Source organism: Flavobacterium hauense (genome assembly GCF_054457175.1).
This window is the reverse complement of the sequence record NZ_JBTKVX010000007.1, coordinates 27,047-49,183: the sequence shown is the minus strand read 5'-3', so window position 1 is coordinate 49,183 and position 22,137 is coordinate 27,047. Positions and strand designations below refer to the sequence as shown.

The window sequence follows — 22,137 nt, the reverse complement described above, 5'->3', positions numbered from 1 at the left end:
AAAAAGAAAAAGCCTGCCGGATAGTATCCAACAGGCTCGTAATTTATAATTCGTAATTTGAAATTACTTACACGTTAAACCTGAAGTGCATTACATCACCATCTTTAACGATATATTCTTTTCCTTCTACTTTAAGTTTTCCTGCTTCTTTTACTTTAGCTTCAGTTCCATACGTTACATAATCATCATAAGCGATAACCTCTGCACGGATAAATCCTTTTTCAAAATCAGTATGGATAACACCTGCAGCCTGTGGCGCAGTGTTTCCGATATTAATAGTCCAGGCACGAACTTCTTTAACACCTGCTGTAAAGTACGTTTGCAGGTTTAAAAGTTTATACGCCGACCTGATCAGTGAAGATGATCCCGGCTCTGTAAGGCCTAGGTCTTCAAGAAACATTTTGCGTTCTTCGTATGTTTCAAGTTCAGTGATGTCAGCTTCTGTACCAACAGCAAGAAACATAACCTCTGCGTTTTCGTCTTTTACAAGCTCACGTACCTGGTCAACATATTTGTTACCTGTTGCAGCAGAACCTTCGTCTACGTTACAAACATAAAGTACCGGCTTCGTAGTGATTAATTGGAATGCTTCAAGCAATTCAACTTCGTCATTATTTTGCGGCTCTACAGTCCTTGCAGATTTTGCCTGAAGCAAAGCTTCTTTGATTCTTTCAAGTAAAGCTTCCTCTACCTGAGCTTCTTTATTTCCGGTCTTAGCAGCTCTTTTTACTTTCTCAAGACGTTTTTCAACAGTCTCAAGGTCTTTAAGCTGAAGCTCGATATCAATAGTCTCTTTATCACGGATAGGATTTACGCTTCCGTCAACATGGATGATGTTGTCGTTATCAAAACAACGCAATACGTGAATGATAGCGTTACACTCCCTGATGTTACCAAGGAACTGGTTACCAAGACCCTCACCTTTGCTCGCGCCTTTTACAAGACCTGCGATATCTACGATATCAACAGTCGCCGGCTGAACTCGTTCAGGACTAACAAGCTCTTCCAGTTTTTCAAGCCTCGGATCCGGTACGTTTACCACACCGATGTTAGGCTCGATCGTACAAAACGGAAAGTTCGCGCTCTGTGCTTTAGCGTTTGATAAACAATTAAAAAGTGTCGATTTGCCTACGTTTGGCAATCCTACTATACCTGCTTTCATGAATTGGCTTTTTTTGAGGGTGCAAATATAATCTAAAGTCACAGAGTTTCAAAGTAACAAAGTCTTTAATCCGCGTAAAGTTGAATTACTACACTCTTAACTTTGAAACTTTGTCACTTTGCTACTTTTGTAACTCAGGTGATTTTTACCAATACTTTATGTTTTTCTACAAACTTGTTTAACATACGGCAGGTAACTTTGTAAGTATAATAATCCTAAAATAACATTGCCATGAAAAATATAGCAGCTATTATATTCCTTTCGTTAGGCTTTACGCTTAATGCACAGGTAAACAAGAACGTCACGGAAGAGACAAAGACAACAACCGTGACCGTACAGAACGGTTCAACTCCTAAAACAGTTACCAAAACCGAGAAAACATCGACACAGCAAAATATTGAGCTTAAAGATGCTGAATCTAAAAAACTGAATAAAGATGTAAAACCTACCCCTACGCAGGTTATTTCTACAACCACAGTATCAGGTACCGGTGTGCCAACACAGGTAAGCAGTTCAAGTTATTACACAATGGATAATGCCAGATACCAGTTTGTTACAGATGCTTCAGGGTACAGGATATCTACCCCTGACAATTCCAACTATGCCATAATAAGAAAAGCGGCAAACAATAATTATATCTACAAAACCAAAGACAGGACATCGATAGGTTATTTTGATACCAACGGAAATTTTGTTGTGGAAAGCTATGACGACAAGACCGATGGTATTACGATACAGACCTATACCAAAGCACCTTAATACGTTTTCAAATTGCTATGAAAATAAAAAATCCTGAGTTTTAAGCTCAGGATTTTTTTTATGTTTTACTCATCTCCGTGCAGGAATGCCTGTCGGTTAAGCAGTGTTTCTTCACTCTCTACGTGATTGTCGTCAGGAACGCAACAGTCTACCGGACAAACAGCAGCACATTGCGGCTCATCATGGAAACCTTTACACTCCGTACACTTATCAGGAACGATATAATAAATATCATCCGATACCGGTGTACGTGGTTCTTCTGAATCCACTTCTTCCCCAGAAGGAAGCACTATTTTGCCACGAAGGCTTGTACCGTCTTTATATCTCCAGTCATCGGCTCCTTCATAAATAGCCGTATTTGGGCACTCTGGTTCGCATGCCCCACAGTTAATACATTCGTCTGTTATAATGATTGCCATAGCGTATCTTAGTATTTAAAAGCTTAAATTTGCGACAAAATTACGAGCAAATCCATTCATACGCAAACATAATGACGTTAACGAAAAGAAAAAACGCTTTTATAGCGCTTGGAAAATTTTTAAGCCAGTTCCATTTGGATAATAGCCAGCCAAAAGACAATGTGCTGCACAATACGCCTTTTTACGAAAATATGCTGAACCTTGTACAGGTTTCAAGGTCACATAATGGCTGGTATACAGAAGAACAGGTGTTTTTTTCGCTTGAGTCATGGGCAGAGGCTTTAACCACTGAGAACCTTGATAACTGGCTGTCAAATTATGAACTGGATAACATAGAACCTAAAACGGTTGGCCTTGTACTGGCGGGTAATATCCCATTGGTAGGCTTTCATGATTTCTTATCGGTACTTATTACAGGACATAAAGCATTGATAAAAACATCGAGCAACGACCAGCACCTGCTGCCCTTCCTTGCAAAATATCTTATTGCAGTAGAACCTGAGTTTGCAGACGTAATCACTTTTACCGATGGCAAGCTCGAAGGCTTTGATGCTGTTATTGCCACAGGTAGTAACAATACGGCACGTTATTTTGAATATTACTTTAAAAATAAGCCTGCTATCATCCGTAAGAACAGGAATTCGGCGGCCATACTTACCGGCAATGAGTCCCGTGAGGAACTTGTTGGATTGGGAGAAGACATTTTCCGCTATTTTGGATTGGGATGCCGCAATGTTTCCAAATTATTTGTACCGCAGGGCTATGATTTCAAAGACTTCTTTGAAGCGATATACGAATACAAGGATGTAATATTCTACGATAAATACGCCAACAATTACGACTATAATAAAGCCGTTTTCCTGATGAGTAACTTCAAGCTTCTGGATAACGAATTTTTGACCCTAAAAGAAGATTCAGGGTATGCATCGCCTATTTCGAGCGTGTTTTATGAGTTTTATGACGATTTGGATACGTTGAAACAAAAACTGGAAACAGAACAGGATCAGCTTCAGTGTGTTGTAAGCAATAAAGTAACTGAAAACAGTATTCCTTTTGGCCAAACCCAAAAGCCGGAACTGTTAGATTACGCCGACAATGTAGATACAATTGCATTTTTATCAAAAATATAGCCGAATTATTTATAATTTTTCGCACTGTATTTAAGGTTTAATTTGGAAATTTGCACTACCAAAATTCATCTCATTCACATGAAAAAGCATAATTTCAGCGCAGGGCCATCTATCCTGCCACAAGAAGTGTTCGAAAAAGCCGCACAGGCAGTACTGGACTTTAACGGTTCAGGCTTGTCGCTGCTTGAAATTTCACACCGCAGCAAAGATTTCGTAGCCGTTATGGAAGAAGCCCGTGCCCTTGCACTGGATCTTTTAGGACTTACAGGCAAAGGCTATCAGGCATTATTCCTTTCCGGAGGTGCCAGCCTTGAATTTCTGAGAGTTCCGTATAACCTTATGACGCTTCACGGTAAAGCGGCTTATCTTGATACAGGAACATGGGCTGCAGGAGCTATTAAAGAAGCAAAACAGTTTGGCGACACCCAGGTTATAGCCTCATCAAAAGCTGATAACTATACTTATATCCCTAAGGACTATACTATTCCTGCCGATGCAGATTATTTTCACTGCACGAGCAATAACACCATATTCGGGACACAGATGCAAAGTTTTCCTGAAACGGATATCCCGGTAGTATGCGATATGAGCTCTGATATCTTTTCGCGCCAGCTTGATTTCTCAAAATTCGACCTTATTTATGCCGGTGCACAAAAGAACATGGGCCCTGCCGGAACTACACTGATAGTAGTAAAAGAAGAAATTCTTGGTAAAACCGGAAGACAAATCCCTAACATCCTTGACTACAAGCAGCACATCGATAAAGAAAGCATGTATAATACCCCATCGGTTTTTGCGGTATATACTTCTTACCTTACGCTACAATGGCTTAAGAACAATGGTGGCATTGCAGTTATGGAAGAGAAGAACAATGCCAAAGCAGCGCTTCTTTACGCAGAAATTGACCGCAACCCGTTATTCGAAGGTACAGCTGTTACTGAAGACCGTTCTAAAATGAATGTTACCTTCCTTCTTAAAGACGCAGCGCATACGGAGCAATTTGACAAAATATGGAAAGCCAAAGGCATAAGCGGACTTCCCGGCCACCGTTCTGTGGGCGGATATCGTGCTTCTATCTACAATGCCATGAAAATTGAAAGCGTTCAGGTATTGGTAGAAGCAATGCAGGAGCTTGAGAAAAGTGTTTAGTAAACAGTAGCAGTTGGCAGCAGCTTTACTCCTGCTTCATCAAATAAATAATAAGTTTAAGTTTTAGATAAAAAAACAGATTTGAGCGAAGCTCAATCTAAAATCTAAAATCTCACATCTAAAATCTAATTATGAAAATATTAGCGAATGACGGCATATCTAAAAGCGGTATCATTGCCCTTGAAGATGGCGGATTTGAAGTGATCACGACAAAGGTGGCACAGGAACAGGTTGCCAATTATATTAATGCTAACAACATAAGTGTAGTGTTGGTGCGCAGTGCTACCAAAGTGCGCAAAGACATTATCGATGCCTGCCCGGGACTTAAGATCATTGGCCGTGGCGGCGTAGGCATGGACAATATTGATGTTGAATATGCACGTGAGAAAGGAATCCATGTAATCAATACACCGGCATCGTCATCAGATTCAGTTGCAGAGCTTGTGTTTGCACACCTTTTCAGCGGCGTGCGTTTCCTGTATGATTCAAACCGTAATATGCACCTTGAAGGTGACACCAACTTTGAAGGTCTTAAAAAGGCATACGCCAACGGTATTGAGCTTCGAGGTAAAACCCTTGGTATTATTGGTTTCGGGCGTATAGGCCGTTCGGTTGCAAGGATAGCTCTTGGCTTAGGTATGCGTGTTATTGCATCTGATAAATTTGTTGGTCAGGCTGAAATAAGAGTTGATTTTTACAACGGACAGTTCATTAACGTTGATATCGTTACCGAGCCTATGGAAGATATCTTTAAGCATGCCGATTTCATTACGCTTCACGTTCCTTCACAGGACGCAGGCTACGTAATAGGCAAGGCAGAACTTGACGCTATGAAAGATGGTGTAGGTATCGTTAATGCTTCACGAGGTGGTATAGTAGACGAAGTTGCGCTTGTTGATGCCCTTGATTCAGGTAAGGTATCTTTTGCAGGCCTTGATGTATTTGAGGAAGAGCCAACGCCTGCTATCCAGGTATTGATGAACCCTAAAGTATCACTTACACCACACATTGGTGCTGCTACACTTGAAGCTCAGGACCGTATAGGCACCGAGCTTGCAGAGCAGATCATCAGCTTACTGAAAACAGAGAATTCGTAATCAGAATTTTATATAAAAGTAAAAGCTCCCCTTGGGAGCTTTTTTTTAATCCTGCAAGGTCTTAAAGACCTTGCAGGTATAATATTCAAACCTACAAGGTTCTAAAAACCTTGCAGGTTTTACTAAGCTTAGAAAATATCAATATCTCCTTTACCTTCCCTTATTACTACAGGTTCATCGCCTGAAAGATCGATGATGGTTGAAGCTGTATTATCGCCATACCCGCCATCGATAACAGCATCAACAAGGTTTTGCCATTTTTCGAAAATCAGTTCCGGATCGGTTAAGTATTCCAATACTTCATCTTCATCATAGATTGATGTAGAAACGATCGGGTTACCTAACTGGCGTACAATTTCCAATGCGATATTATTATCGGGTACACGAATACCTACAGTTGTCTTCTTCTTAAACTCTTTTGGCAGGTTGTTATTACCTGGTAAAATGAAGGTATAAGGACCGGGAAGTGATCGCTTCAGTATCTTGAAGGTAGAAGTATCAATCTGTTTTACATAGTCCGATATGTTACTGAGATCGCTGCATACAAAAGAGAAATTTGCCTTATCAAGCTTAATACCTTTTATCTTGGCAATACGTTCCAGTGCTTTTGAATTTGTTATATCACAACCAAGACCGTATACGGTATCGGTAGGATAAATTACCAGACCGCCATCACGCAGTATCTTTACAACACGGGCAATCTCCTTCTCGTTAGGGTTTTCGGGGTAAATTTTTATGAATTGGGCCATAACTTTAGTTTCTGACTTGTAAAATTACAAAAGTTGTATGAATAGTAACGTTAAAGCAAACATAAACATCATTCACAAAATCATACAATTTTGCTTTTCAGGGTATTTAAAATGAATGCTGAATTTGTTATATTTGTTTACCCTTCAACACCTTACACCTTATGAAAGAGCACATTTACAAATTAAACATCCCTAAAGATGAAACTTTCGAAAGTATCATGGAACAAAGGGAAAGTGGTGCACAATTCCTTTTCTATGAATATGTGATACCAAGGCCTATCATTGCTCCGGGCAGGGCTGCTTCAAAGATTTATTTTATAAAAAGGGGCGACACTAAAAGATATTATGCTAAATATAACCTCATTAACCTGATCTGGGGATGGTGGGGATTGCCTTTTGGCCCCGTGTATGTGTATAAAGTTTCGGCCAACAATAAAAAAGGTAATAATGTAACCGATGATGTTTATGAGAATCTCAACAAAGAAGACTTTGTAAAGGGAAGGGTAGTTATACGCAAGGTCTCTACATTCTTCATGCCGTTAGATAAATCGTCGCTTACAGAGCTAACCAAATGCTTAAAAAAACATGCGCAAAAGAAAGGACGATTCGCTTCAAATCCGTTGGTAGCACTTTATATAGCTTCGCAGACTCCAACCATATATATAGGCCTTGATGATGCAGACTTTGAAAGAAAATATGACCTGAAGAAAGAAGTATACAACTACTTCTACTCTTATACACAGTTTGAGTTTGTGAATCTTTCTGACACCGGGGAGATCGTCACTAAGCTTAAAGAACAGGGAATGCCTGTTGACTGTAATTAGGCCCTGCCCTATTCGCTAATTTTGAGTTTTCTTACTGATGATGACCCTGATCCGGTGAAGGCTTCAAAAAGATATATATTCAACAGGAATAATACATATCCATAGAAAAAATCCTCTATTGGGATGGTAAGTATCCTGAAGCCTATTATTTCCTGCGGATTATAGTTTACAATAGCTTTTTCTAGTCCAGTACCTGTAAGAGTACCATTTACAGGAATGAACCCAAGCATCAGTACTATATAAACCAATGTAGATTTACCGAATGACGATGAACGGACAATAAAGCAAAGATATATGACGGTAAGTATTGTTACTACTGCTGTTATTAAAGTGTATAATCTATCATTGAATAAAAACAAAGTAACTGCACAAATGGCGATTATGAGGATTGCCAAAAACCGGCTGTATTTCTCTGCCCACTTCATGTCGAAGAATTTATTAAGACAGTAATATGTAAATATGCACGAAAAAGGGATGCATATAAAAAACAGCCATTCTTCAACAGGCATTCCTAAAAGGCCGATCCCCAAAAGATACTCGTCACTAAACCACCATACTCCGGAATGGGTAAACCACGCATCCCAAATTATAAATGGTATTGCGACCAAAACACTCGCTTTTATAAAGGACGAAAAATATCTGTCAAACTTAATTTTTGGGTGGAAAGAGAATATGAAACAGATGATTATGGTCAGGAAGTTTATAAGCAGATAGGTATATTGCCTCATTTTTTATTATTGTTAAAGTACATTCTGAAATATTTTACAGGAACCCAAAGAAAGCCAAAACATTCGCCATAGAATTTTCCTGTATGTTTATGATGCTGCTTATGCGCGCGTCTTATAGCCAATAAATATGGATTTTTTGTATTCTTCAGGAAATTAATCCTTTGATGGATAAATATGTCGTGTACAAAGAAATAAGCCATTCCATATAAAGTAATACCCAAACCAATAAAAAAAAGATAATTATACTCCTCCATAGCGCCAATATACATCAGCACAATTGCCGGAATAGCGAAGATGATGAAAAAATAATCGTTACGTTCTAAGTGGCTGTCAGAGCTATGGTCATGATGATCCCTGTGCAATATCCAGAGAAAACCGTGCATAACATATTTATGAATAACCCACGTGAGGCCTTCCATTGCAAGAAATACCGGGATAATTATCAGAAATTCCATTATTTTTTAATTTTTATGCATTCATCAATCATTTTCTGAAGTGATTCAGACTTTATATCAGACTTGTTATCAAGTATAAAGTTTCTGTCTTCTTCTATATTATCGTTGTAGCCAAGAAATCCGGGGGCATTCAATTGTATCGATAAGCGTATTAGCCGTATCTCTGCATTTAATGGTGCCAAAGCGACCGATTCTTCAATATTTGCTTTCCCCTTTTTGAACGTCTTTAACTTTTCAAACGGATTCAAAGTATGTTTTGCCCAAATTGTTTGAAAAGCACCTAAGTAAGCCTGCTGAACAGGATCATTATAATCTTTAAGCTTTTTTATCATTTCTCTACACAAAGCCTTATTCAAAGCTGCCTGGGCATAGTTAACCCTTACTTTCTCTATTTCCGATATATTACCCCCAAAAGCAAAACCGGATAGCACTATAAAGAAAATCAACCTCATACGTTAGCCACTTTATATTGCACATAACTGCTCATCATCAGCGAGATTTTTTGGGTATTGGCAATTCTTATTCTGGCATTCAGAATCTCGTTTGCCGGGGTTTTACATATTTTTTTCAATAGTGAAAGATAATATCTATAAGCCAGATATACACCAAATCGTGATGATGGAGGAAGCTTTTTTATGCCTGTTAACGCTTCTGCAAATTCGTTTTTTATTTCTTGTTCAATACTGCATTTAACCTCATGATTGAATTCATTCATATCCAGATTAGGAAAATAGGTGCGGCCAAGGACAGAGTAATCATCTTTCAAATCACGTAAAAAATTCACCTTTTGGAACGCTGACCCCAATTTCATGGCAAAAGGCTTCAATTCATCATACACATCCTGACGTCCATCCACAAAAACTTTGAGGCACATAAGACCTACTACTTCTGCCGATCCTAAAATGTATTCCTTATAAAGATCAGTATTATAATCCACAGGGTTAAGATCCATTTCCATACTTTTCAAAAACTGGTCGATCAGGTCCCTCCCTATCTGAAACTTATGAACAGTTTCCTGAAATGAATTCAGGATAGGGTTCAACGAAATCCTTTCTTCAAGGGCTTCATTTGTCTGCAATTTAAAGCGTTGCAGCAATACCTCTTTATCATAGTCATGAAAACTGTCCACGATCTCATCTGCCAGGCGGACAAAGCCATAAATAGCATAGATGGCGGGTCTCAATTCGGCCTTAAGTGCCATGATACCCAGAGAAAAACTGGTAGAATATTTTTGCGTTGTAGCTTTACTTACCTGAGAGGAGAGTTCATCAAACAGTCTTTTCATAATACAAGCGGTATATGTTTATTTATTTCTTTTGCAACTATTTTTCCGGATATGATAGAGGGTGGTACACCAGGGCCCGGCACAGTGAGCTGGCCTGTGTAGTAAAGATTCTTTAATTTAAAATTTTTTATCGACGGCTTAAGAACTGCAGTTTGCTTTAAAGTATTTGCCAGCCCATAAGCATTACCTTTGTAGGCATTATAATCGGCTGAAAAATCACTGACACAATAACTTCTTTTAAAATCAACACTCGACAATAGATCTGAAGTACCTGTATGCTTCTCCAGCCTTTTTATCATTTGATGGAGGTATTTCTCCCTAATAGCTTCATTATCTTCTATACCAATAGCCAATGGCATCAATAAAAACACATTCTCGTGATCCGAAGGAGCAACTGAATCATCTGTTTTAGAAGGGCAGCATGCGTAAAAGAGAGGATCGCTAGGCCACTTTTTATCACCATATATTGTTTCAATATGCGAATCAAAATCATTTTCAAAGAAAAGCGTATGGTGTTTTAATTTTGGTATTATCCGGTTAAAACCCAGATAATATATAAGGCAAGACGGTGCAAATGTCCTGCTTTCCCAATACTCTTCTCCGTAATTTTTGTATTCCGGCTCCAAAAGCGTTTCCGTATGGTGATAATCCGATGATGATACGATCGTATCGAAAGGCATTATTTCACCGTTTACACGAATAGCCGTAACTCTTTTACCCTCTGTTACGATCTTATCAACTGCAGCGTTAAAATGGAACTGCACCCCCTGTTCTTCTGCAACTGATTTCATGGCTTTTACCAACTCATAAAAACCTCCAAGGGGATAATGAGTACCTAGCTTATAGCCACCATAATTCATAAGGCTGTAGAGCGCGGGAATATTCTTTGGTGAGGCGCCAAGGAATATGACAGGAAATTCCATTAGCGCAACAAGCTTTGGATTTGAAAAATGCTTTTTTACATACGAACGGTAATCGGATAATAGATTCAGTTTTAATGCACCTTTGGCAATTTTAAACGACATGAACTCAAACCACGAAAGACAAGGCTTGGTAACAAAATCCTGCATTCCGATCTCATATTTATATTTTGCCGATTCCATAAAACGGTCAAGCTGGATGCCTGCACCCGGTTCAATGCTATCGAAGAGTTGTTTCATTTCTTCATAACTATCCGGTAGGCTTAACCTGCCATCGGCAAAAATCATCTCAAATTGAGGATCAAGGCGAACCAGTTTATAAAAATCAGTTGTCTCATGGCCAAAGTCCTGAAAAAAACCATCAATAATATCGGGCATCCAGTACCAGCTCGGCCCCATATCAAATGTATAGCCATTATCCGTAGAGAACTGCCTTGCACGCCCACCGGGTCTACTGTTCTTTTCAAAAACATGTACCTCCGCGCCTTCTTTTGCCAGATATGCAGCAGCAGAAAGCCCTGAAATACCAGACCCTATAACAGCTATTTTATTCCCCATAATTAATTTTGTAGGTGTAAATATTCGGCATTGACCTTATCAAGCAATTCGTTTCCTGCAATATTGCTGTTAAATATCGGTTTATGAAAATCATCAAGCTTTTGAAGGGTACGTATTAAATTCATCTTTTCTGCATGACTGAGATCACCTGATACTATATTTGTAGCCTTGCGTATGTTTCCCATTTGTGCCTGTAAAGCTGCTATGCCCTGGTCTGTAATCCTTACAACTTTACTGCGTTTATCATTTTCAGAATTGTTTTGTACTACCCATCCATGTCTTAAAAGACGATTGATAATCTGCATTCCCGTGGGCTTATCCTGTACATTCTTTTTTATCAGCTCAATTTTTGTCATTGGGCCAAAAGCATTAAGATTAATAAGATAAATAAAGTCTTCCTGCGTGGAGAAGGATGAATCTATAATAGCCGCCTTAGAATACATCTTTGCATACCTGTTCATATGCACCAACATGGTACATATAGTACTTTCCGGTGATCGTCCATCTGCTTTATTTTCCCATTGAGGCTCAGAGTATTCCTGCTTGTCATGAGTGAAAGCATCTGCAACCCATTCTTTAAATCCATTCAGGTTTTGCTGATGTTTGTATGAAGATGTGCTTTCAAATTCTTCCAGCATATCCAGTACTTCTCTTAGTAAAGTGTAGTTCATACTTATTATTTAGACTATAAATCTACTAAATTTATACATATATAGTGTAAAAATATTCTATTAAAATTATCTTAAAAATAATATTCTTCTATAAGCCAAAGAAGTAAAGAACATTAGCATCGGAAACTTTACATAACTATTAGGGAATTATAAAGTAATCACAATTAAGATTCAGTTCCTGACTGTTTTTCATAATTTTAATGGAACAATCTGGTAACTAAATATTTAAATCATGAATCAGGTTAAATTCATCAATCCGGATGGGGTAATGAAAAGCCCTTCCTTTTCGCAGGCGGTTGCCATAGGCGGAAAAGGCAAAACTATTTACATAGGCGGGCAGAACTCTATTAATGCTGATGGCACACTAATAGGTAAAGACGATATCGCTGCCCAAACGGAACAGATCATGAAAAATATTGGTATTATTTTAGAATCTGTAGGGGCAGGTTACAAGAATATCGTGAAGTTCAACATTTATATAAGTGAAGGACAGGATGCCCGTTCAGCTTTTGAAGCATCACAAAAATATATGCCTGCAACACCTACACCGCCTGTAGTAACAGCGGTATTTGTTGCAGGAATGGGGAATCCTGAATATTTATTGGAAATAGAAGCTACTGCTTTTATAAGCGAAAATGATTAACTGATAATATCCAGCTTGGCAAATCTCAGCAACAACTTTTTGATTCCTCCTACTTCAAAATGAATCTCAGCTTTCTTGTCGGCACCTATGCCTTCAAGAGCCAATACTCTTCCCTGCCCGAAACGCTCGTGCATAACCACATTGCCCACTACCAGTTTGGTATCGGGGATTGCAGGCCCCGATGAAACAGGCGCATTAGATGACATGGGCTTTAGCTTGCGTATCGGCAGATCCGGCTTCGGATCATTATCAGTAACCCATTTAGGTGGCGGTGTATTAGTTGGCTTAGCCTGTCTTAACTTCGATTTATCTACATCACCAAAAATATCCGCATTAATCATCGGCTTATAACGATAGTTGGTTTCGGCCGGTGTCAGGTATTCAAGGAATTTATCGGTTATCTCTTCAATAAAACGTGATGGCTCACTGTCTACCAGTTTACCCCAACGGTAACGCGACTGTGCATAAGTCAGGTAAGCCTGATGCTCTGCACGCGTAAGTGCTACATAGAACAGCCTTCGCTCCTCTTCAAGCTCGCTTCGGGTATTCATACTCATCGCACTTGGAAAAAGATCTTCTTCCATACCAACGATAAATACGTGAGGGAATTCCAATCCTTTTGCAAGGTGAATGGTCATTAGTGCCACACGGTCATCATCTCCCGTATCATTATCCATATCGGTAGCCAGGGCAACATCCTCAAGGAATTCAGAAAGCGCACCACGAGCTCCGTCTATTTCTTTCTGTCCTTCTATAAAGTCCCTGATACCACCTAATAACTGTTCAATATTCTCTATACGTGCAATACCTTCAGGCGTTGCATCTTTTTTAAGCTCCTGTATAAGCCCAGTCTTTTTGGCAACATGTTCAGCAAGATAGAAAGCATCCTGCGTTTCGTTCATCACCTGGAAACTTTTTACCATGGTAACAAAGTCCTGCAGTTTGTTTCTGGTCCCGCTGTTCAGTTTAAGGTCAATACGGTCTATGTTTTCCATAACCTCGTATATCGAACGGCCATAATGGTTTGCAGCAACGGTAAGCTTTTCAACTGTACTATCCCCTATTCCCCTTGCAGGGTAATTTATCACACGGATCAGGGCTTCCTCATCTTTAGGATTTATAACAAGCCTAAGGTATGCCAATACATCTTTGATTTCTTTCCTTTGGTAGAAAGACAACCCTCCATAGATACGGTACGGGATATCACGCTTGCGCAGGGCATCCTCCATTGCACGGGATTGTGCATTGGTACGGTAAAGTATAGCAAACTTATTATTGCCAAGCTGGTTTTGCATCTTTTGCTCAAAAATGGTACTGGCTACAAAACGACCTTCCTCTCCATCGGTAAGGCTGCGGTGTACCTTGATCTTTGGTCCTTCTTCATTAGCAGTCCAAACCACCTTATCCAGCTTTGTTTTGTTATTATCAATAATAGCATTAGCTGCTTCGACAATATTCCTGCTTGAGCGGTAATTCTGCTCCAGGCGATACATCTGTACCCCTTCATAATCCTTCTGGAAATTCAGGATGTTATTGATGTTCGCTCCCCTGAAGGCATAGATACTCTGCGCATCATCGCCCACCACACATATATTATGAAACCTGTCTGACAATGCCTTCACGATAAGATATTGCGAATGGTTCGTATCCTGGTACTCATCTACGAGTATATAGCGGAAACGGTCCTGATATTTCATCAGTACATCCGGAAAACGGGTAAGCAATTCGTTAGTACGCAGCAAAAGGTCATCAAAGTCCATAGCACCGGCTTTAAAGCAACGTTCTACGTATGCTTCGTAGATCTCACCAAGGCGTGGCTTTTTAGACATGGCATCGGCCTCCTGCAATTCCGGATCATTATAGTAAGCCTTAACAGTAATAAGGCTGTTCTTATAGGTAGAGATCCTTCCTAAAACCTGTTTAGGCTTATAGACATCCTTATCCAGCTGTTTCTCTTTTATGATAGAACTTATAAGGCGTACACTATCCTGAGTATCGTAAATAGAAAAGTTTGACGGGTATCCCAGTTTATCGGCTTCAAAACGCAGTATCTTGGCAAAAATAGAGTGAAATGTACCCATCCAGAGGTTCTTGGCCTCGGAGTTACCAACAATATCGGCAATACGTTTCTTCATCTCTTTTGCAGCCTTGTTGGTAAAGGTTAGCGCAAGTATATTAAATGCATCAACTCCCTGACTCATCAGGTAGGCAATACGAAGTGTTAGTACCCTTGTTTTTCCCGAACCTGCCCCAGCAATAACGATCATCGGACCGTCTTTTTGCAATGTAGGTGCCTGTTGGGCTTCATTTAACTGGCTTATATAAGTGCGAATATCCATTTTTACGATTTACAATGCAAAAATAGCTATTTTAGATGAGATTTAATGTGAGGATTCTCCTCATATAAATAGATATTTATCAAAAAACAATCAAAAATTATGGCATGCTTAGGTGTACTTTTTTCACTAGATGAAAAAACAGTTTTAAAATTAAAATCTTTTGAAACTGATGAGGAACGACTGGATTTTTTACAGGAGGAAATTGAAGAAGATTTAATGAGTAATCATCCCGACAAATTTGTTGAATTAGATAAATCATGGGATGCATTGCATAGAAGTCTTACAGATGGAAAATTTGAATGGACAAATGGACAAATGGAATTGGCTAATGGAAATTTTCCGTTAAACCACACTATTTTAGGTGGTCAACAATTATATTTTCAAGATGACTATATTATGTCCTTAAAAACTCCCGAACAAGTTGTTGAAATTTTAAAAGCTATTAGTCTGGTTACTCAAAAAACATTAAGAGATGGCTATAAGAGAATTGACAGCGAAGATTATGGTTTTGAATTAACCGATGAAGATTTTGATTATACATGGGAATGGTTTCAGGAATCTCTGGAGTTTTGGAAAAATGCAGCTTCAGAAAAAAGATATGTGCTGTTTACTGTAGACCAATAATAATTTAATAATGTATGGTTATTTCCCTTTAAAAAGCATAATTTTTTCAAATATAAAAGCCATTGCAACTCCAATACTATAAGCTAAAAGGTCACTCCATAAAAAGCCTGAACCTAACACCAACTTTCCCGGTAGGGTTTGCCGCAAGGTATTTATCCAGCCGGCCTGGTATAGCTGCAGCAGCTCAATACAATAACATATCGCTAAGGCTATTACTGCTCTCGTATTCCTGCTTTTGTTCACAGTAAAAAAACTGACGATATAAAACATCATAAATGCATATAAAATGTCACCAAGATAAAGATTGACACTATCAGGGAACCATTGCTTTTTAAGCCTTACGAATAAGCCTGTACAAATGGTAAGTAAACTGACGATTAAAAATGTGATCCTCTTGTTTTTCATAATAACAGATGCCGGATACCAAATATAATTGCAAATTATTTGAATCGCACACCTACGGAAAAAACTTATTTCCTTATTTTCGCCTTTACAATTTGAAAGGCCCTGGTGGCGTTATATCTAAACACCCAAACTATTTACCATGATCGCTGACAAAATTATTGAAGTTGCCGCTTATACCCTTCCTTCACTTATTACCGGTGGCGTTGCTTACTACTTCTTTAGCATGCATACCCGAAATGAAGAAGGTCGCCGTCGTTACCTGATACATAAAGAAGCCCAAAAGAATGCATTGCCGCTTCGCCTGCAGGCTTATGAAAGGCTTACACTATTCCTTGAAAGGATAAACCCTGCCAAGATACTGATACGAATTACACCTCAATCGTCTAACAAGCATGATTATGAAGAGTATCTTGTTTCGCAGATCGAAGTAGAATATGAACACAACCTCTCGCAGCAGATCTATGTTTCATCTGAAAGCTGGGACATTGTTACTACAGCAAAGAATGCCACCATACAAATGGTACGCAAAACCACTGCTGATGTTTCTATCGCTACAGCGCAGGACCTTCGTGAAGCAATGCTAAAAAACCTGTTCGACAAGCAAAGCCCGAGCAGTGTTGCCATTGCGCACCTTAAAAATGAAGTATCAGGACTTTGGAGCGAATAACCGAATTATAGATTTAGATCATTCGATATTGGAAAGCATTCGCTGTGGCGAATGCTTTTTTTTATTTATGTTTGTAGAAACCATCCATTATGAAAAATCTACTACTCACGTTTTTGCTTATATATTCATTTACTGCCAGTTCGCAGACAACCGAAGAAATTATTGGCAACTGGCAATTTTACACCATCAGGACACAGCCCGGAACCACACTAAGCCAGTATAATGGCGCTACCTCGATTATGGGCAGTATGACAATGCAGCTCAATGCCGACAAGAGTTATATTATGAGTCTTATGGGCATGAATGAAAAGGGACAATGGGAATTAAAAGGCAAAGAAATTGTATTCCATACCTCTGATGGAAAAAGCTATTCGTTTCCCATAGTGGCGTATGAAACCAATTTGATGACACTAGATAAGCAAAAACTAGCCATAGTTGTCTCCAGGGAGGGGGCAAATGTTCCTCCTCCACCTGCTTTTAAAGAAGAAAAGAGTTACACTAAAGTTACTGCCGCCCAGGTTTCAAAAAAATGGTACTTAAAACAATTCCCTTCTCCGGCTAATATGACTGAAAAACAAAAAGAAGCCTTTGGCGAAAAGATGTCAGGTAGTTATGTTGAGTTTAAAACAAACGGTAAATATTCACTTCAGGTAGGCGATAAAAAAGAAAACGGAACCTGGTCGCTTAATCCTAAAAACGACGGTATAATTACCGGAAGTAAAAATATGCCCAAAGAAGCCTTCGTTAAGAGCATAACTGCAACCGAACTTGTTGTAATTGACAGCGAAACAGATGAAGAATGGATATATTCTACTATTGAGTAATTTATCGACAATTAACTTACAATGCCCTTAAAAACCTATTTTAACTGGAGCAGCGGCAAAGACAGTGCCCTTGCATTGTATTATCTGCTACAGGATAAAAATTACAGTATTGATTGCGTGCTCACATCGGTAAGTACTGAATATGACAGGGTGAGTATGCATGGCCTGCGCAGGGAGCTATTATTGCAGCAAACAGAATCAATTGGCATATCGACTAAAATTATAGAGCTTCCGCCTCAACCAACCAATGCTGAATATGAAGCCCTAATGGATGAGACTGTGACAGGATTACTGGCCGATGGCTATCAATGTACTGCCTTTGGTGATATCTTTTTGGAAGACCTCAAAGCGTATCGCGAAAAGCAGTTGGAACCTTATGGCATTAAAACTGTTTTTCCGTTATGGAAGAAGGATACAAAAGAACTGCTGACACAATTCATCAGTCTTGGTTTTAAAGCCATTACTGTTTGTGTAGACGGGAGCAAGCTGGACAGCTCATTCGTTGGGAGGATCATAGACCATGACTTTATAGCCGACCTCCCTGAAGGTGTAGACATCTGTGGTGAGAATGGCGAATTCCATACCTTTTGTTTTGACGGTCCCTATTTTAAGAAGCCTGTACCATTTACCAAAGGCGAGATTGTAATGAGGGAATATGATATCAACGGATTCAAATCGAAATTTTGGTTTTGTGATTTACTGCCTATTTAATTATTTCTCAGCCAACAATCTCTCAAGGCTTTTCTTCTCTGCTTCAGGTAGTGATGCCAGCAGTTCTTCAAAATGCTCACGGTAGCCTACTTTCTTAAGTAGCTTACGAATATTGTCCTTACCAAACTTTACAAATTGCCATTTATGGTGCAGTGTAGCGCTAACAAGGTTTTTTAATACTACCGGGTCGGGTTTGCCTATATATAACAGATTCGACAAAGCATTCGTTCGTATGCCACTCTCATATTCAGGAGCAGCATAACTCTCTAATTCACTATAAAAGCTTTCTTTCTCACTGTTCCTGTAATTTTTAGAAGTATACGCCCATGTAAGCCATAAAATGCGAAGATTCTTATCGTTAAAACCTACCCAGTCTTTCCCTATTTCTAAAAACTCGGTCTGACGGTCAGGGAAGTTTCGGCACAATACATTAATAGCTATCTCACGGGTGATATATGACGCATCATACAGAAAGGTTTTATATTCATCAACAAAGCTTACGGGAAAATTTGTTACGGTACGTGCTACTGCTTGGCGTAATTTCACATCATTACTTTGCATAGCAAGGCGCACAAATTCGGCTTTCTCTTCAAAAGGTACCTCGGCAGTCTGATAAATAGCCTCTTCTTTAAGCGCATAATACGCATCCGATTTCAACAATGTTATAAAAGCCTCTTTCTTTTGGGCAAAAGTATTGTCCTGCAATTCTCCCATTTCAAGATACAGCCCCATCGATTCATTCTTTTTAAGCAGTGCTATCGCTTCATCAACTTCAAAACCTCCTGTTTCCAGCCAGCGCTTCTTCCAACTATTGGTATCATAAGTACTTACTTTATTAACCTCTGCGAGGAATTCATCTGTATTTACATTGCTAAATGCATATTTTTCAAGATAGCTTTTTACAGCTTTCCTGAAATCATTATACCCAACGCCTTCACGCAGCACATGAAGTGCCCATGCCCCTTTTTGGTAAAATGACAGCGAACTCGCCTTTTCATTCATTACCGGAATGGTATCACTTTTAGCTGCCACCTGTAAACGTTCGGCGATTTGGTACAATTCATAATTGAAATGATCATCACCAAAAAGCTTTTGCTCTGCCAGTAGAGCATAATAGGTTGCAAAGCCTTCCTGCAGCCAGTGGTGCTTTCCGCTTTGAGCAGTAACAACATCACCAAACCACTGGTGCGCCAGTTCGTGGGCATTTACATTGGTATAGGTACGGTCGTTAAATCCTGTTTCATCGACAACAAAATCCTGTGCAAAAATTGTTGAAGTAGTATTTTCCATACCCGCATACAAAAAGTCAATTACAGGTACCTGTCGATACACCTTCCACGGGTAGTTATAACCTATCTCATTCTCAAAAAAATCGAATATTTCCTTGCTGTAGCGATAGGTCGTAGCATACATATCGCTGTCTTCGTCTCTTAAATAGAATTCCAAGGGTGTTCCCGATGCCGTGGCCATATCCCATTTTTTATACTTGCCAATAGCGAGCATCACGAGATAGCTGCTCATTGGTTTTTCCATTTGATAAGCCCATTTTTGGTTTGATCCTTCCACGGTTTTATCTTTAAGTATCCCATTAGATAAAACAGTATAATTTTTATCAAAAGAAGGACTTATGTTGAAAACAACTTTCTCATTTACATCATCAAAACTGGGCAGCCAATGGCTCGTATATTTACCCTGCCCCTGTGTCCACAACTGAACATCATCACCGTCTTTTACAAAATACAATGTCTGTTTTGGCTGGGCAGTATAACTGAACTCAACAGTATTCTTTCCTTTTTTAAAACCCTTATACAGCTTTAATGCATTCGCCGAAGCTATCCAAGCCGCTTTCTTTTTATTAATCGTCACATCAGTGAACTGCATGTTCTTTGCATCGATAAAAATGGTATCGGTCTTTTTGTCCAAAACCTCAAAGGTATAGGTAACCTTACCCATTACCTTTTTTTGCGGCACGTCAAAAGTCAGATATGCATTAGCAGTCTTAAAGTCGACCTTTTTGGTTTGCTGTGCAAAAGCTATCGTGGATAAGAATAGTAAAAAATATTTCATGTATCGGAAATGGTATTTGTACAAAGCTACACAATTGCCAATGCATTGGCAATGCCTTATTTTCAGAACATATCGTTAAAAACCGTAAAACCGGCCTAATAATTTTCTAAATTTATAGCTATTGTACTGTTAATGTAAGCTTATGATTCCTTTCGCCCGACTTTCAGCTATAAAAACAATAATGCTTTCTTCCTTAGCATTATTACTCTTGCTTTCTTTTGAGGCCAATGCCCAACTATTGACAGCCCCTAAAGCCAAAACCGAGGAAGCACCAAAGGTCTCTGAACCCGATTCATTAGGCAGGCGCACGCCGCAGGGAACAGTAAACGGTTTCATAAAGGCAATAGCCGAACAGGATTACAAAAGGGCAAGCCAATACCTTGTGCTGAGTAAACGCTCCTACAGGAGAGAAAAAGAGAAAGTGCGCATCGCACAGGCTTTCCAGCAGCTGCTTGACAAAAACGGCGACATCAGGGCATCGTCTATGATAAGCAATAAAGAAACAGGAGATACAGCCGATAACCTCGGGACAGGTATCGATCTGGTAGGAACAATAACCACCAATAAAACAGTTATAAATATCTATGTAGAAAACCAGTCGGATGATGAGAAGCCTGCATTATGGCTATTTTCGGATGATACGGTCAACGCGGTTGCCAAAGCCGAACTGGGTGAAGATACATTTCTTGACAGGATATTACCCGGAACACTGAAAGAGCGCAAACTTGCCGGTGTTCCCGTAGGACACTGGCTTGTTGTAGTGGTCATGATAGTCGTATCCTATCTTTTATCATGGGCAATAATTTCTTTTATCAGCTTTATCTTATTGAAGATTTGGCCTAAGGGCGAAAATAAAGATGGGAAAGTTGCCGCAGTGATCCAGGCATTTACCGTACCGGTACGCCTCTACCTTTCGGTTTGGGTGTTTGTGGGACTCACGCAGCGCATGGGGATTTCCATTATCGTGCGACAGCGTTTCAGCGTAATAATCGTTACTATCGCCATTATTGCCTTCCTCATGCTGTTGTGGAGGCTGGCTGACTACATAAGCATTTACACCAAGAAGAAAATGACCCAACGCGGGCGTATCTCAGCCATATCGGTTATACTCTTCCTGAGACGCATGACCAAAACAGCCATTGTGATCATTGGTATAATAGTCATACTTGGTGTTATAGGCGTAGATGTAACTGCCGGACTTGCCGCACTGGGTATTGGAGGTATCGCACTGGCACTGGGTGCGCAAAAGACCATGGAAAACTTTGTAGGCAGCGTTTCGCTTATTGCCGACCAGCCTGTGCGTGTGGGCGACTATTGCCGTGTGGGTGAGATCAAGGGAACAGTAGAGTCTATCGGGATGAGGTCGACTACACTGCGTACTGCAGCACGTACCATTGTGACCATACCTAATGGTGAATTTGCAGCCAGTAAGATTGAGAACTACGCGCATCGTGACCGCTTTATCTTTAACCCTATCTTGTTGTTTAGGATGGAGACCACACCCGATCAGATGCGTTACCTGCTGGTTGAGCTGCGCGCCCTGCTCTACTCTCACCCAAGTATCATTAACTCTTCTCCCATTGTACGTTTTACAGGCATAACAGCCGATGCGTTAAAGGTTGAGGTAACCTCATATATTGAAGCCCCAAATGTAGATGACTCCCAGGAGGTACAGGAAGATCTTTTATTACGTGTAATGGATATTATTTCGAATAGCGGTACTGCCTTAGCTTACCCTTCACAGACCATTTATTTTGCCCGTGATACAGCCAACTCCGAAGAGAAAACCACGCAGGCCTCAGAAACCGTTAAGCAATGGAAAGAAAAAGGCGAACTCCAGCTTCCTAAATTTGACCCAAAACATATTCAGGATATTAAGGGAAGTATTCACTATCCTGAAGAAGGTAGTGTTGTGAAACCGGCGCCAGCAGAAGAATAATTGTAAATGTAA

Annotated in this window: 23 protein-coding genes; 11 read left to right on the top strand and 12 right to left on the bottom strand. The window is 39.7% G+C overall.

Annotated features, from left to right (window positions below; translation table 11 throughout):
- Nucleotides 1-67 precede the first annotated feature (67 nt).
- Nucleotides 68-1,162 carry a redox-regulated ATPase YchF gene (gene ychF, locus ACX0HA_RS06385; protein ID WP_458844442.1) on the bottom strand — a complete coding sequence of 365 codons (1,095 nt, stop codon included), beginning with the start codon at nt 1,160-1,162 and terminating at the stop codon, nt 68-70.
- Between the two features lie 231 nt (nt 1,163-1,393).
- Between ychF and ACX0HA_RS06380 the strand changes: the two genes are divergently transcribed.
- Entirely contained in the window at nt 1,394-1,921 is a 528-nt protein-coding gene (locus ACX0HA_RS06380) for a hypothetical protein (protein ID WP_458844441.1), read from the top strand.
- Between the two features lie 65 nt (nt 1,922-1,986).
- Here the strand turns inward: ACX0HA_RS06380 and ACX0HA_RS06375 are convergent, their stop codons facing one another.
- A complete protein-coding gene (locus ACX0HA_RS06375) occupies nt 1,987-2,340 on the bottom strand; it encodes a 4Fe-4S dicluster domain-containing protein (RefSeq protein ID WP_317499541.1) in 354 nt (117 codons plus the stop codon).
- 71 nt (nt 2,341-2,411) lie between these two features.
- Here ACX0HA_RS06375 and ACX0HA_RS06370 point away from each other — a divergent pair, with 71 nt between their 5' ends.
- The 3 genes from ACX0HA_RS06370 (at nt 2,412) to ACX0HA_RS06360 (ending at nt 5,716) form a co-directional block, all read left to right on the top strand.
- Nucleotides 2,412-3,470: an acyl-CoA reductase gene (locus tag ACX0HA_RS06370; protein WP_458844440.1), complete on the top strand. Its 1,059-nt coding sequence runs from the start codon at nt 2,412-2,414 to the stop codon at nt 3,468-3,470.
- Nucleotides 3,471-3,548: 78 nt separating this feature from the next.
- The gene (gene serC / locus ACX0HA_RS06365; protein WP_458844439.1) at nt 3,549-4,619 is read left to right on the top strand and encodes a 3-phosphoserine/phosphohydroxythreonine transaminase; all 1,071 of its coding nucleotides are present in this window, start codon (nt 3,549-3,551) and stop codon (nt 4,617-4,619) included.
- Nucleotides 4,620-4,750: 131 nt separating this feature from the next.
- Complete coding sequence (locus ACX0HA_RS06360) at nt 4,751-5,716, top strand: D-2-hydroxyacid dehydrogenase (RefSeq protein ID WP_458844438.1); 966 nt, start codon at nt 4,751-4,753, stop codon at nt 5,714-5,716.
- 128 nt (nt 5,717-5,844) lie between these two features.
- On the opposite strand, the gene ACX0HA_RS06355 is transcribed toward ACX0HA_RS06360, so the two are convergent.
- Nucleotides 5,845-6,465 carry an L-threonylcarbamoyladenylate synthase gene (locus tag ACX0HA_RS06355; RefSeq protein ID WP_458844437.1) on the bottom strand — a complete coding sequence of 207 codons (621 nt, stop codon included), beginning with the start codon at nt 6,463-6,465 and terminating at the stop codon, nt 5,845-5,847.
- 161 nt (nt 6,466-6,626) lie between these two features.
- On the opposite strand from ACX0HA_RS06355, the gene ACX0HA_RS06350 reads away from it, so the two are divergent.
- Nucleotides 6,627-7,289 (top strand): hypothetical protein, encoded by a 663-nt coding sequence (locus ACX0HA_RS06350; protein WP_458844436.1) that lies wholly within the window; start codon nt 6,627-6,629, stop codon nt 7,287-7,289.
- An 8-nt stretch (nt 7,290-7,297) separates the two neighbouring features.
- Here the strand turns inward: ACX0HA_RS06350 and ACX0HA_RS06345 are convergent, their stop codons facing one another.
- Genes ACX0HA_RS06345 through ACX0HA_RS06320 form a run of 6 tightly spaced genes read right to left on the bottom strand, consistent with a single transcriptional unit; the run spans nt 7,298 to nt 11,906 of the window.
- A complete protein-coding gene (locus ACX0HA_RS06345; RefSeq protein ID WP_458844435.1) occupies nt 7,298-8,017 on the bottom strand; it encodes a lycopene cyclase domain-containing protein in 720 nt (239 codons plus the stop codon).
- The gene (locus tag ACX0HA_RS06340) at nt 8,014-8,472 is read right to left on the bottom strand and encodes a sterol desaturase family protein (protein WP_458844434.1); all 459 of its coding nucleotides are present in this window, start codon (nt 8,470-8,472) and stop codon (nt 8,014-8,016) included. Before ACX0HA_RS06340 ends, ACX0HA_RS06345 begins: the two co-directional genes overlap by 4 nt.
- Nucleotides 8,472-8,924, bottom strand: coding sequence for a hypothetical protein (locus ACX0HA_RS06335; RefSeq protein WP_458844433.1), 453 nt, complete (start codon nt 8,922-8,924; stop codon nt 8,472-8,474). The genes ACX0HA_RS06340 and ACX0HA_RS06335 overlap by 1 nt, the downstream gene beginning before the upstream one ends.
- Nucleotides 8,921-9,757, bottom strand: a complete 837-nt coding sequence (locus ACX0HA_RS06330) for a phytoene/squalene synthase family protein (protein ID WP_458844432.1) — start codon at nt 9,755-9,757, stop codon at nt 8,921-8,923. The genes ACX0HA_RS06335 and ACX0HA_RS06330 overlap by 4 nt, the downstream gene beginning before the upstream one ends.
- Entirely contained in the window at nt 9,754-11,235 is a 1,482-nt protein-coding gene (locus ACX0HA_RS06325; protein ID WP_458844431.1) for a phytoene desaturase family protein, read from the bottom strand. The genes ACX0HA_RS06330 and ACX0HA_RS06325 overlap by 4 nt, the downstream gene beginning before the upstream one ends.
- A gap of 2 nt (nt 11,236-11,237) precedes the next feature.
- On the bottom strand, nt 11,238-11,906 hold the full coding sequence (locus ACX0HA_RS06320) for a MarR family winged helix-turn-helix transcriptional regulator (RefSeq protein WP_458844430.1): 669 nt from the start codon (nt 11,904-11,906) through the stop codon (nt 11,238-11,240).
- Nucleotides 11,907-12,138: 232 nt separating this feature from the next.
- Here ACX0HA_RS06320 and ACX0HA_RS06315 point away from each other — a divergent pair, with 232 nt between their 5' ends.
- Nucleotides 12,139-12,549 carry a RidA family protein gene (locus tag ACX0HA_RS06315; RefSeq protein ID WP_458844429.1) on the top strand — a complete coding sequence of 137 codons (411 nt, stop codon included), beginning with the start codon at nt 12,139-12,141 and terminating at the stop codon, nt 12,547-12,549.
- Here the strand turns inward: ACX0HA_RS06315 and ACX0HA_RS06310 are convergent.
- On the bottom strand, nt 12,546-14,882 hold the full coding sequence (locus ACX0HA_RS06310; protein WP_458844564.1) for an ATP-dependent helicase: 2,337 nt from the start codon (nt 14,880-14,882) through the stop codon (nt 12,546-12,548). The two genes, ACX0HA_RS06315 and ACX0HA_RS06310, sit on opposite strands and share 4 nt — an antisense overlap.
- Before the next feature lie 105 nt (nt 14,883-14,987).
- Here ACX0HA_RS06310 and ACX0HA_RS06305 point away from each other — a divergent pair, with 105 nt between their 5' ends.
- Complete coding sequence (locus ACX0HA_RS06305; RefSeq protein WP_458844428.1) at nt 14,988-15,512, top strand: YfbM family protein; 525 nt, start codon at nt 14,988-14,990, stop codon at nt 15,510-15,512.
- A gap of 18 nt (nt 15,513-15,530) precedes the next feature.
- Here the strand turns inward: ACX0HA_RS06305 and ACX0HA_RS06300 are convergent, their stop codons facing one another.
- Nucleotides 15,531-15,917: a ribosomal maturation YjgA family protein gene (locus ACX0HA_RS06300; RefSeq protein ID WP_458844427.1), complete on the bottom strand. Its 387-nt coding sequence runs from the start codon at nt 15,915-15,917 to the stop codon at nt 15,531-15,533.
- Nucleotides 15,918-16,056: 139 nt separating this feature from the next.
- On the opposite strand from ACX0HA_RS06300, the gene ACX0HA_RS06295 reads away from it, so the two are divergent.
- The 3 genes from ACX0HA_RS06295 to ACX0HA_RS06285 all read left to right on the top strand — a co-directional run bounded on the left by ACX0HA_RS06295 (nt 16,057) and on the right by ACX0HA_RS06285 (nt 18,119).
- The gene (locus ACX0HA_RS06295; RefSeq protein ID WP_458844426.1) at nt 16,057-16,584 is read left to right on the top strand and encodes a DUF7935 family protein; all 528 of its coding nucleotides are present in this window, start codon (nt 16,057-16,059) and stop codon (nt 16,582-16,584) included.
- 89 nt (nt 16,585-16,673) lie between these two features.
- Complete coding sequence (locus tag ACX0HA_RS06290) at nt 16,674-17,408, top strand: hypothetical protein (RefSeq protein ID WP_458844425.1); 735 nt, start codon at nt 16,674-16,676, stop codon at nt 17,406-17,408.
- A gap of 21 nt (nt 17,409-17,429) precedes the next feature.
- On the top strand, nt 17,430-18,119 hold the full coding sequence (locus ACX0HA_RS06285) for a Dph6-related ATP pyrophosphatase (RefSeq protein ID WP_458844424.1): 690 nt from the start codon (nt 17,430-17,432) through the stop codon (nt 18,117-18,119).
- Here ACX0HA_RS06285 and ACX0HA_RS06280 read toward each other — a convergent pair whose 3' ends face one another.
- A complete protein-coding gene (locus ACX0HA_RS06280) occupies nt 18,120-20,186 on the bottom strand; it encodes a M1 family metallopeptidase (RefSeq protein WP_458844423.1) in 2,067 nt (688 codons plus the stop codon).
- Between the two features lie 181 nt (nt 20,187-20,367).
- Here ACX0HA_RS06280 and ACX0HA_RS06275 point away from each other — a divergent pair, with 181 nt between their 5' ends.
- Nucleotides 20,368-22,125, top strand: coding sequence for a mechanosensitive ion channel domain-containing protein (locus ACX0HA_RS06275; protein WP_458844422.1), 1,758 nt, complete (start codon nt 20,368-20,370; stop codon nt 22,123-22,125).
- Nucleotides 22,126-22,137 lie beyond the last annotated feature (12 nt).